13 protein-coding genes, 2 tRNA genes and 1 pseudogene are annotated in these 11,711 nt (G+C 38.5%); 5 read left to right on the top strand and 11 right to left on the bottom strand.

The features are described from left to right. From B3B27_RS07375 to B3B27_RS07330, 10 genes are all read right to left on the bottom strand, one after another. Positions 1 to 287, bottom strand: a 287-nt coding sequence (locus B3B27_RS07375) for an STN domain-containing protein (RefSeq protein ID WP_286847206.1), incomplete at its 3' end; no start/stop codon positions are given. A gap of 280 nt (positions 288 to 567) precedes the next feature. Continuing rightward, on the bottom strand, positions 568 to 1,533 hold the full coding sequence (locus B3B27_RS07370) for a FecR family protein (protein WP_286834088.1): 966 nt from the start codon (positions 1,531 to 1,533) through the stop codon (positions 568 to 570). Between the two features lie 467 nt (positions 1,534 to 2,000). Then, positions 2,001 to 2,549, bottom strand: coding sequence for an RNA polymerase sigma-70 factor (locus tag B3B27_RS07365; RefSeq protein WP_286847207.1), 549 nt, complete (start codon positions 2,547 to 2,549; stop codon positions 2,001 to 2,003). Positions 2,550 to 2,722: 173 nt separating this feature from the next. Further along, entirely contained in the window at positions 2,723 to 3,985 is a 1,263-nt protein-coding gene (locus B3B27_RS07360; RefSeq protein ID WP_286834086.1) for an HU family DNA-binding protein, read from the bottom strand. 78 nt (positions 3,986 to 4,063) lie between these two features. Beyond that, positions 4,064 to 5,359, bottom strand: coding sequence for a 30S ribosomal protein S12 methylthiotransferase RimO (gene rimO / locus B3B27_RS07355; RefSeq protein ID WP_286834085.1), 1,296 nt, complete (start codon positions 5,357 to 5,359; stop codon positions 4,064 to 4,066). A gap of 46 nt (positions 5,360 to 5,405) precedes the next feature. Beyond that, entirely contained in the window at positions 5,406 to 6,356 is a 951-nt protein-coding gene (gene ftsY, locus B3B27_RS07350) for a signal recognition particle-docking protein FtsY (RefSeq protein ID WP_238867614.1), read from the bottom strand. Positions 6,357 to 6,508: 152 nt separating this feature from the next. Continuing rightward, positions 6,509 to 6,670 carry a DUF4295 domain-containing protein gene (locus tag B3B27_RS07345; RefSeq protein WP_238867615.1) on the bottom strand — a complete coding sequence of 54 codons (162 nt, stop codon included), beginning with the start codon at positions 6,668 to 6,670 and terminating at the stop codon, positions 6,509 to 6,511. A gap of 14 nt (positions 6,671 to 6,684) precedes the next feature. After that, the gene (gene rpmG / locus B3B27_RS07340; protein WP_238867616.1) at positions 6,685 to 6,873 is read right to left on the bottom strand and encodes a 50S ribosomal protein L33; all 189 of its coding nucleotides are present in this window, start codon (positions 6,871 to 6,873) and stop codon (positions 6,685 to 6,687) included. Positions 6,874 to 6,892: 19 nt separating this feature from the next. Further along, a complete protein-coding gene (gene rpmB / locus B3B27_RS07335; protein ID WP_238867617.1) occupies positions 6,893 to 7,132 on the bottom strand; it encodes a 50S ribosomal protein L28 in 240 nt (79 codons plus the stop codon). Positions 7,133 to 7,618: 486 nt separating this feature from the next. Further along, entirely contained in the window at positions 7,619 to 8,179 is a 561-nt protein-coding gene (locus B3B27_RS07330; RefSeq protein WP_238867618.1) for a hypothetical protein, read from the bottom strand. A gap of 337 nt (positions 8,180 to 8,516) precedes the next feature. Here B3B27_RS07330 and B3B27_RS07325 point away from each other — a divergent pair, with 337 nt between their 5' ends. The 5 genes from B3B27_RS07325 (at position 8,517) to B3B27_RS07305 (ending at position 11,433) form a co-directional block, all read left to right on the top strand. Then, positions 8,517 to 9,221 (top strand): tetratricopeptide repeat protein, encoded by a 705-nt coding sequence (locus tag B3B27_RS07325; protein ID WP_238867619.1) that lies wholly within the window; start codon positions 8,517 to 8,519, stop codon positions 9,219 to 9,221. A gap of 6 nt (positions 9,222 to 9,227) precedes the next feature. Further along, the gene (ribH, locus tag B3B27_RS07320; RefSeq protein WP_238867620.1) at positions 9,228 to 9,719 is read left to right on the top strand and encodes a 6,7-dimethyl-8-ribityllumazine synthase; all 492 of its coding nucleotides are present in this window, start codon (positions 9,228 to 9,230) and stop codon (positions 9,717 to 9,719) included. A gap of 29 nt (positions 9,720 to 9,748) precedes the next feature. Next, a tRNA-Tyr gene (locus tag B3B27_RS07315) sits at positions 9,749 to 9,831 on the top strand. A gap of 104 nt (positions 9,832 to 9,935) precedes the next feature. Next, positions 9,936 to 10,008: transfer RNA gene (locus B3B27_RS07310), tRNA-Gly, on the top strand. A gap of 63 nt (positions 10,009 to 10,071) precedes the next feature. Next, positions 10,072 to 11,433 (top strand): MATE family efflux transporter, encoded by a 1,362-nt coding sequence (locus B3B27_RS07305; protein ID WP_286847205.1) that lies wholly within the window; start codon positions 10,072 to 10,074, stop codon positions 11,431 to 11,433. Positions 11,434 to 11,522: 89 nt separating this feature from the next. Here the strand turns inward: B3B27_RS07305 and B3B27_RS07300 are convergent. Beyond that, positions 11,523 to 11,711, bottom strand: a pseudogene (locus B3B27_RS07300) (acyloxyacyl hydrolase); the annotation flags it as partial.

Here is an 11,711-nt window from a genome sequence, read left to right as displayed (position 1 = left end):
TGCATCATATTCATGTTGCTTCCTGAAGAAGCCTTGCGTGTAACTATCACATTATTTCCTCTGACCGCGATATGATATCCTGCAAAAATTATTTTAGCAACATCTTCAATAGATTCGTTTATTGCATTCAAAGTAACTTTTTGCGAAACGTCCACATCATTATTATTATACACAAATTTGTAATTTGTCTGCTTTTCAACAGCTTTTACAGCCTCAATAATTGTGGTATTATTGAGTTTAAGATCTATCAGCTCGTTCTGTGCTATGGCTTTTGCCTGTGATGTCATGATAAATAAAAACAAACTGATGAATAATACGGAAATTCGTAAGTAATTCGTTAATTTACCAAAATAAAATGATGAATCATTCTGCTTTTGTATGTTCAACATGTTTTTTATGTTATTTTTGTTATGTAATTAGTTTCCCCTCTATTTTACGCTTTCACCGGGCGAACAAAATAAGAAGAAACGTTAATTCAAAAACTTTGGGCAGATGAGTAACTTCATTTGCCCTTTCATTTTTACTATATCTGTTTATGTCATAGGCGCAACTGGTTTTAAAGATTATTTATTCAATTATTATTATATCATTAACATTTTCTTTCCACGATAAAGATGTGATTTGCTCCAATATGCTTAATATTTCATTCAACGATTCTTCATCAAGAATAAATGACACCGGAGTATTCAACAAAGTACTATTATTGCATTGAATATCTACATTATACCATTTCTCCAGCTGAATAAAAACATCTCTCAATCGTCTGTTTTCAAATATCAAGCTGCTCTTTCTCCAACTGGTGTAATCAGCAGCATTTACATTGTTCACCGTTGTTGATCCATTCAAATGATTATATACAACTTGCTGATTGGGCTTCATCTGTAATGTTTCTCCCGATTTATTTAATTTCAGGTTTATCTTGCCAGATTCTAAAACCGTTTCGGTTTTAGAGGATTCTCCGCAATCGCTCACCAGAAAAAGTGTTCCGAGCACTTCTATCGTTACATTGTCAGTTTCTACAACAAAATTTCTTCCTCGATCTGCCTGCACATCGAAAAGTGCTTCCCCGGTTAATCTGACTTTCCGTGAATGGTTGAATTTGAGGGAATAACTAAGCATGCTATGTGCATTAAGCCACACATGAGATCCGTCCGGTAGAAAAACCTCTTTTTTTGTATCTTCAGATGAGACCGTTAATATTTCGTCACCGAAAAACACATTTGGAAGAAACAACTGTAAACTGATCAGCAAAAGAATAACTGCAGCAGCCGCTCCCGAGATCCATTTTAATAGAGTGCGCCGTTTCCTCAGTTTTTGTCTTTCAAAGAATTTAATCAGTTGATTTCGCACAATTGTTTTATCTTGCAGCGCTATTGTTGATTCCTCCCAAGACTTTGCCATCTCCCGGAAATATGCTTTATTTTCTTTCGACTGTATTATCCAAAACTCCAACTGCTTCTTTTCTTCAGAACTAATTTCGTTATCAAGATATTTGGATATCAGTACATTATATTCAATTTGCTCATGTAGCATAGATACTTCTTCCTTATGGTGTTTTAATATATCACGAATGAGAAGCAAAATACCCTACCCTGTCTCGCATGTTTTTAAAATATAATTTTCGGATATAATATTTCAACACTTCGGCAATTTATTAAAACAATTCCTATAATTCGCTGAATACCAGCAGAATATGGTACTTTTAAGAATCAAGGGTAACTTATTGACTGTCTTTATTATAAATTAAGTTTTAACGAGGCATTGATATTTGAGTCTGCTCCCAAAATACTTAAAAAAAATGTTTATTTTTAATACATTGGATGTCAATATCTTTTTTTGCCCGTTTGCGATAAAAGAAACTTTTTGGAGGGGACTCACATTTTGAAGAAATATTGTTTTTCCTAATAATTTGTATGTGAATTATCTTCTTTACCGAGCCACATTTAATATTCAAAACCTATAAACATAGTCAGGTTTTTGTTAAGTTTTTCAAGTATAGTTTAGAAAAAATAGAATATATGACCGTTAAATAACTTAATAAAAAAGCAAGTTAAAGCTCCTAAATAGCCGGTTTTCAAGAGATGATCACGAATCGTTTGCAGTGCTTTTGATATATGCTTTTCTACTGTTTTAATGCTGATATTAAGTTTTTCAGCTATCTCCCTGTTTTTAAGGTCATCATGGCGACTTAATAAAAAAACCTGTTTGCACTTATCGGGTAATTCAGCAACGCAATTTGAAATTTCTTTTCCAATTTCGTCAGAATATAATTGTTCGTCTAAAGTGAAAGCCGAATACATAATTTCGTCGCTAAGCGAGAATCTGTCAGAAATAGTAACCCTTTTATTATCTGATAATTTCAAAAAATCAAGACTACGATTATAAGTCAATTTATATAAATAAGGCTTTAATGACCTGGAGAGATCGAGACTGTTACGTTTCATCCAGCATTCAGTAAAAACATCTTGTACAATATCTTCAGCAGAAGATGCATCGCCTACAATACGTATAGCAAAAAGATATAAAACTTTAAAATAGTTCTTATATATATTTCAAAATATTCTCTATCCATTCACTTTTTTGATTGGAATCAAAGCTCAACCTTAAATATATCTTATTGTATGGGAAAATTATTTAAATAGCAAAGTTAAAGAATATCCTCCGATTAAACCAATATATAAAGAGTTAAATAATTATGAAAATACTTCAAAAGTATGACAAATTAATTCAAACATTCGTTAAGCACTTTATCTCCCAATGCTTTTGCTTCAGCAACAGATTGAGGATCGGACAGATCAAATCGGTATGTTGACGGATCAGGAATGAGCAAATATGTTCCGGAAGGAACAATGTTGGGGTTTTGTATATTTTTCTTATTTTCGAGATAGATGTACACCCAAAACTCCTTGTTCCCGAAAAGTTCCAAAGCCAGCAGTCGTAATGTTTTTCCTTCTTCGAGCATTATCTTCTTCTCCTCTTTTGCTTGAACAGCAACTTCATTTACCGACTGAAAAACGGTGTCTGTCCGGGGAGTATAGACATTTTCAGTAGTATATTCTATTTCATTATTTACTATTAGTGGCTCAACTTTTTTTGTTTGAACTCCCCTGAAAAAAAAAAGAGCTGCCAGAGCAATTGCCAAGCCTCCCAAAACAGGTATCAACACAGTAGCCCTCTTTTTTCGTTTTTTCTTTTCAGAACGAGAAGTTGTCACTGGCAACTTGTGCTCTATAATGCCAGAGGCAGTATTAACAGACATATGAACTTCTGCAGATGCAGAAGAATTGGATATTTCGATAACTTTTACAGGCGCAGGTTCCTGAATTGTTTCAGTAACTGCTTCTTGCGTTGTTTCCGGAGTTACTTCAGCTATTGATTTAGGTATTGCTCCAGCAAAAGTTTCGGGAACTGCTTCAGTTGTTGCACCATCACCAGATTCGGGAGCTGATTCAGGCGTTGTCTCAGATATTCCGGCTGAAAGTGTAATTTCGGGAGCCTGAGTTATTGCTGTTTCTTCTTTTTCAGGATGCAATTGTACTGATTTGTTGGGCTCATCATTCTCCTCCAGATCATCATATTCGTCTACTGGAATCACTACCTGAATTCCAGGTAATTCCACACCTTCATTAAGTAAAGTGGGTTCGAAATGCGAGAAAGAAATATTAACTGCTTCGTTCAAAGCCACGTCAGGGGTAAAAATCAACTCAAAAGGTAAAATCTCCTCTTCTGTTTTCAAGCTCAACATCTCAAAATCCACCTCAACAACGGGCGGTATCAGATATCGATCATTTGTTTCACTGTCTACAAGAATATATTCCGATTGAATACGGGTAAAAAACACTCCAAAATCATCAATAATAATCCGGTTGCTTTCCAACAGTTCAGCTTTAACTACGTCTATCACTGCATCCAACACTTCAGAAACTGCAATATCTGTCCAATCGAGGCGTTGAGCAATTTTGGCAATAAGGTCTTCGTTTGTCATGTTATACTATAAAGTTTTGATATCTGATTTAATCATAAATCCGATATCAGCTAAAAATTCAAAATCACATATCAAGTATCAATTTACTTTGCCAATTAAGTCAAAGGGCAATACAGACATTATAGTTACATCATAGAAGTCACCGATAGATAATTCCCGTTCTTTACTTATCAGCACCTCTCCGTCAACTTCCGGAGAATCGAATTCAGTACGTCCGATATAATAATCAGGATCTTCCCTGTCGATAATCACCTTCATAGTTCTACCCACTTTAGCTTCATTAACAGACATAGCAATTCCCTCTTGTATCTTCATCAGCCTATCCATTCTTTCCTGCTTTACCGAGGCAGGTATATCGTCGGAATAGTGTTGATCATTATAGGTATCTTCTTCGTGCGAATATGGGAATGCTCCCAGGCGTTCAAAACGGCTATTCTCAACAAAACCAAGCAACTCCTGAAAATATTCGTCTGTTTCACCAGGATGCCCCACCATCATAGTAGTTCGCAGATGTATTCCCGGCACTTCTTCACGAATGCGTTCTATCAGCTCAACAGTCTGTTGTCTGGTTATGTTTCTGCGCATTATTTTCAGCATATTATCATTTATATGCTGCAGTGCAATATCAAGATATTTGCACACATTTTCTCTTTCACGTATTACCCGCAACAGGTCTGTCGGAAAATGTGCAGGATAGGCATAATGCAGACGGATCCATTCCACACCTTTTATGTCTGATACTCTTTCCACCAGTTCGGGAAGTTTCATGGTTTTGTACAGATCGAGTCCGTAATAAGTCAGATCCTGCGCTATAAACTGAAACTCCTTCACGCCTTCATCTGTAAGTCCACGTATCTCTCTTTCAATCTCTTCCATCGAACGTGATTTGTATTTACCAGTTATCAAAGGTATAGAACAGTATGAACAGGTTCTGTCGCAGCCTTCAGATATCTTTATATAGGCATAATGCGGAGGAGTAGAGAGTGTGCGATCGAATTCAAGTTCCTTGTAATACGACTTACCAAGATCGGCAATTAAGTTCTTCCAGTCGAACTTACCATAATATTTGTCCACTTCCGGAATCTCTTCCAGCAGCTCATCCCTGTACCTTTCAGAAAGGCAACCCATCACAAACAGCTTCTTTAGCCTGTTCCGTTTCTTTGCTTCTGCAAATGACAGAATCATATTTATGGACTCCTCTTTTGCATCACCGATAAATCCACAGGTATTAATCACGGCAATATCACCCCTTGGTGATTCTGAATCATGTTCTACTGTGTATCCGTTAGCTACAAGTTGTCTCATCAACAGCTCCGAATCTACAAGGTTCTTGGAGCAACCTAGCGTAACAACATCTATTCTGTTTTTAACCATATATCATTTTTACTCTCCAAAAGGCTTTACTATCCAAAAAGTTTCATTATCCAAAAAGCGAATCAACAAATTCTTTCCTTCTGAACACCTGCAAATCTTCCATTCCTTCGCCCAGGCCAATGTATTTCACGGGAATTTTGAATTGGTCAGAAATACCGATTACAACACCACCCTTGGCGGTACCATCGAGTTTTGTGATTGCCAGTGCCGTAACTTCTGTTGCTGATGTGAATTGTTTGGCCTGTTCAAATGCATTTTGCCCTGTAGAACCATCCAGAATAAGAAGTACCTCATGAGGTGCATCGGGTACAATTTTACCCATCACGTTCTTAATCTTTGTGAGCTCATTCATCAGATTTACTTTGTTATGCAATCGGCCGGCAGTATCAATGATTACCACATCAGCGTTATGCGATTTGGCAGAATTGATTGTATCAAAAGCTACAGATGCAGGGTCTGAACCCATCTTTTGTTTAATCACCTGCGCATCTGCTCTTTGCCCCCATATTTCAAGCTGTTCCACGGCTGCGGCACGAAAAGTATCGGCAGCTCCTAGATAAACTGATAAACCTCTCTGTTTAAACTGATATGCCAGCTTACCTATTGTTGTTGTCTTCCCCACTCCATTCACTCCAACAACCATAATCACATATGGCTTTACTCCTTCCCCTATGGAAAACTCCACAAGGTCGTTACTGTTATTTTCGATAAGAAGATTTGCGATCTCATCACGCAGAATTTCGGTTAGTTCATCCGTTCCCACATATTTGTCACGGGCAACGCGTTCTTCAATTCGGTTTATTACCTTAAGGGTCGTATCAACCCCAACATCCGAAGTTACCAATACCTCTTCCAGGTTGTCCAGCACATCGTCATCAACCCTCGACTTGCCTGCAACGGCACGTGTGATCTTCGAAAAGAAACTCGCTTTTGTTTTTTCAAGACCTTTATCCAATGTCTCTTTTTTCTCTTTCGAGAATCTGTCAAAAAAGCCCATTTATTAATTAATGTTTAACGATAAATATTTATGATTTCCTATCTAACGCTTTTAATGTCTACCCGGAATATATTCTACAAATCTACAAAATAGTAAATAAAAAACTTCCCTGCGTTTTGGCACAGGGAAGCTTTTACATATATTTAACAGATTTATTTAGAAAAATAATCTTTCACCCGATCGTTAAGGATCATCTCTTCTTTAAAACTATATGCACCTGTCTTGGGCGACTTCACCATTCTTATTACTTTCGTGTGGCTGCGTCCCGTAGTCGTGTTTTTATCGCGGAAACCCGCAACTGCTTTCTTTGCCATAGTCTATACTTGTTTTACTTGATTTCTTTGTGTACAGTCATTTTTTTAAGGATTGGATTGTACTTCTTTAACTCCAATCTTCCTGTAGTATTCTTTCTGTTCTTAGTGGTAATATATCTCGATGTGCCTGGCATACCACTCTCTTTGTGCTCTGTGCACTCAAGAATTACCTGCACTCTGTTACCCTTTGCTTTTTTCCCCATAGCTGCTATCTCCTATTCGTTATGAATTTAAGTATCCTTTTGCAGCTGCTTGTTTCAAGGCTGCATCCAATCCAATTTTATTGATTGTACGGAGGCCTGATGCTGAAATATTCAGGTTAATCCAGCAATCTTCTTCCACCCAATAAAATTTCTTTCTGAACAAATTCACGTTGAACTTACGCTTCGTCTTCACATTGGAGTGCGAAACGTTGTTCCCAACCATTGCTCTTTTTCCAGTTATTTGACAAATCTTAGACATTGCTATATAGTGTATTTTATTATTTCCGTTTTACTCATAAAAGGAATAAACTTCCTGACAAATCAGGGCGCAAAATTAAGCATATTATTTTAATTAACCAAAGTTTTTTGCAAATTAATTTATAAATAAACTACTGAACTTCCGTGTATATCCATGCTATAAATCCGGAGCCAAATGATAGTTTTACGATGTTTTGCGGGTCACCATTTACAAGCTACTAAAATTCTGCTTTTTATCGGTAGTAGGCAGGCACTGGCCTCAAAACATTTTATGAATAATGATTTAGCTGTATAGTGAATACTTACAAAAGTAAAATAAAGCGTTGTGATACATTAAATCGGTTCTCAGGTTCTCAGGTTTTCCGGAACAGGCTCAAATATCACATATCATGTTATATACGTATTGTGCACGCTCAGTATTTGCAACTGCCATCTCTATACATTACCATACCGGAAGCCTTAGAATAATATCACCAAACCGGAAGCCTTAGAAGGCCCCTGTTATTTCAGAATATAAACCGTTCAGAAATACGAGAGTGCCTTTTCGTATGTTGTTGCGTAGCTCACTCTCTTCACCGGCAGTGTTTACCGCCTGATTAGTAATTGTCTGCTCGGCAGTATATACTTTAGGGAAAAATGAAGAGCCATCCTTTTGAGCGTTCTGATAAGTTATATCTCTTACCACAAGCATACAGCCGGCATTGGTGATGGTGGCATCAAACCGGTAATTCATTATCATCTTCTCACGAACGCCATCACTATTTGCCGGAAGCAGTAATTCCGCCTTTGAGCTTACTGTCACCGAACGAGCTTTATCATCGAAACGAATTCCTGATAACAACGGGCTGCCAGAATATTTTCCTTTCACCCATTTTTGTAAAACGTCATAATTCTGATTGGTCGTTAGTCTCTGATCTGTAATGATAAAATGGTCAAAAACAACCTTCCCGTTGACTACGGGCACAGTAGTAAAGCCCGCATCAATCTGTCCTTCAATATTAAACAAGCCAGCTATTAAAATACTAATAGTAATAATATATTTCTTCATAGAAGTTCCTTCAACTTTAAATTTATTCTTTTTCAGCAATAACAAAGACCAGTTTAAATAGTTCGTAAATTGTGTAATCAACCCTCTACATTAAACGGTAAATACTTTAATATATTTTTAACACTCAGTTTCTTTAATTGTTTAGTTCTCACTTAAAAAATGTATTATATAACATAATAATGAATTTTTGAAATTAAATGTTAGACTTGAGACATAAGAAAAAGATTAATGATGCTTGTGACTTTAATAAAAAACAAGCTTTGAAATTTTATTTGTCACTAAAAACCATTACTTTTGCATCTCGAAAATAAAACAAAACATTTTTTTCAAAAACAATATGTCTGCTAAAAAAACAAAAGAATCAAAGGCCGAAAAAAATTTCGAAAATATTGGGGAAGCACTTACCACTACCGAACAATTCCTCGAAAAAAATCAGAAAGCCATTTTAACAGGACTACTGATAGTTATAGCTGCCGTTGGAATTTTTCTTGCCTATCACTATCTACATAAGTCACCCCGAAACGAAAAAGCGCAGTCAGCCATCTTTAAAGGCGAACGCTACTTTCAAGAGGGACAGGACTCACTTGCCATTTTCGGGAACGGAAATGACTATATCGGGTTTGAGTCGATCATAAATCAGTATAAAGGGACTAAGACAGCCGATCTTGCACATGCTTATGCAGGTATCGCTTACAACAGGATGGGCAACCATGAGAAGGCTCTGGAACATCTGAAAAAATTCAAGGGAGGCGACCTGCTTATTACTCCGGCTGTGACTGGAGCAATAGGTGATGTATATATGAATATGGGACAGTCTGATAATGCTTTGTCATACTATCTGAAAGCAGCCAAAGACGCAAACGACGAAATGCTTAGCCCCATCTATTATAAGAAGGCAGGTGAAACTTATTTGAGCCTTGCAGAATACGATAAAGCAATTGATATTTTCAAGCAGGTCAAAGATAATTATATCAATTCACCTGAAGCTCAGGAATCGGACAAATTTATTAAACAGGCTGAACTACTTAAAGAAACGAAATAAACAAAAATGGCAACTGAACTTAACAACCTCTCGTCTTACGACCCGAAGTCTGTTCCTGATGGAAAAGGTAAACGAATTGGAATAGTAGTTTCTGACTGGAACTCCTCCATAACAGGGAACCTTCTGCTCGGTGCTTACAACACACTGGTTAAATTCGGAGTTTTAAGTGACGATATTGTTATCGAACATGTGCCGGGAAGTTTTGAGCTTACCTATGGGGCAAAGGTAATGATTGAGAAAGCAAAAGTGGACTGTGTAATTCTCCTTGGATGTGTTATACAGGGGGAGACTCCACATTTTACCTTTGTTTGCAACAGCGTAACAGACGGAACTACGCAGTTGAATTTAAAATATAACGTACCAGCAGTTTTTGGCCTGCTCACCACCAACACGCTCGATCAGGCAAAAGCAAGAGCAGGAGGAAGACATGGAAACAAAGGTGATGAAGCGGCTATAACCGCTTTAAAAATGATCGGCCTCAAGTCAAAATACATATAATTCGTATTATCTTTGCCGTCGTGAATCAAGGGCAGTTACCAGAGTGGCCAAATGGGGCTGACTGTAACTCAGCTGGCTTACGCCTTCGGTGGTTCGAATCCATCACTGCCCACAAAACAAATGTGTTGATTGTTCAATAGGCCATTGGTAATAGCATACACAAAATATTGGCAATATTGCAACATTTATAAATTGGCTCATAAGTCAGTCATTTTCGCGGAAGTAGCTCAGTTGATAGAGCATTAGCCTTCCAAGCTGAGGGTCGCGGGTTTGAGTCCCGTCTTCCGCTCTAAAGGGAGTAACAGATTAAAGTTACTTCTTTTTTTTATCAAAAAAATACGCAATAAATCAGGTGGAAAATCTTTCTGCATATAAACCTTCTGTACGCGATCTGACAGGCGGAAACATTTTCCGTCAATTGATTACGCTGGCACTCCCTCTGATGGCTATCAGCTTCATCCAGATGGCCTACAACTTAGTAGATATCATCTGGATTGGACGTCTGGGAAGCAAGTCCGTGGCAGCGGTCGGTTCAATCGGCATGTTAATGTGGATGATGAATTCGGTTGCATTGATATCGAAGGTAGGCGCAGAGATTGCCATTGGCCAATCGATAGGTGCCCGGCGGTTAGACAAAGCATCACTCTATGCATCACACACTACCACTATTGCCCTGGCATTGGGGCTCACCTTCGGTATTTTATTCTTTCTCTTTCCCAGCACTTATGTATCATTTTACAGTCTGGAGGCTGGTATTGCACTGGAAGCTGCCGGTTACCTGCGGATAATTTCACCGGGAATAACGGTCATGTTCCTTATTCTAAACTTCTCCGGCATCTATATTGGCTCCGGCCGCAGTGACATCCCTTTTTATTTCAACGCCACCGGATTAGTGTTTAACATTTTACTGGATCCTCTCCTTATTTTCGGTATTGGTCCGTTCCCGGCCATGGGAGTAAGAGGGGCCGCGCTGGCTACCCTTCTTTCTCAGGTAGTGGTAATTATTCTCTTTATCCACCACCTAAAGAAAAAAAACGGGTTATTGGAACGGTTTCAATTCCTGATCCGTCTCCGTAGAAAATATACTCTTAACATACTGAAGCTAGGACTACCCGTTGCCGCGATGAATGTTTACTTTGCATTTGTGAATATGAATCTGGCCCGCATCGCATCGGTTTACGGCGGATACCTTGGTATAACCAGTCAGACAACCGGTGGCCAGATTGAGGGGATCACTTGGAATACCTCCAATGGATTCTCCACAGCCTTGGGCAGTTTTGTTGCGCAGAACTATGCGGCGCATAAGATAAACCGGGCCAATCGTGCATTTCGCTATACATTAATGATGATGGGCACATTGGGAATAATTGTAACTGCGGCATTCATATTGTACGGTAAAGAGATTTTTTCTGTTTTTGTACCTGAAAAAGCAGCATATCTGGCTGGGGGTGAGTATTTGTTAATCATGGGTGTCTCTCAAATTTTCATGATGCTGGAGATCACCACCCAGGGCATTTTCAACGGGTTGGGCAGGACCACCCCGCCTGCCATCATCAGCATGGTGTTTAACACACTGCGTATCCCGCTGGCGCTCTTTCTGGGTGCGCGCATCGGGGTGACTGGCGTCTGGTGGGCCATCTCCAGCACCTCTTTCTTTAAGGGGGGGATTCTGCTGACCTGGTACCTGGTGCTGCGCAGGAAGAGATCATGGTAGGGTTTTCTTAATCCATCTTTTCTAGTGTTCGTGTTGGTCCATTCTTGTCATGCGGGTTGACGGGTACAAGTAGCGCGTTATTTTCTTGATTATTTCGCATTAAATCGATAGCCCAACCCCATCATCAAGTTGTTCGGATCTTTAAAACGGTATAGCTGATAGCCCGTATGCAGGAACATGTTATGGGTAATATGGGTCTTGAGCACAAAAGTTTGGTAAAATGAGTTCGTATCGTCTCCCTTGCACAAAAAGTTTTTTCCAATACCCAGGTTAATTGA

Source organism: Proteiniphilum sp. UBA5463 (assembly GCF_002427225.1).
Taxonomy (GTDB): domain Bacteria; phylum Bacteroidota; class Bacteroidia; order Bacteroidales; family Dysgonomonadaceae; genus Proteiniphilum; species Proteiniphilum propionicum.
This window is presented reverse-complemented; position numbering and strand designations above follow the sequence as displayed.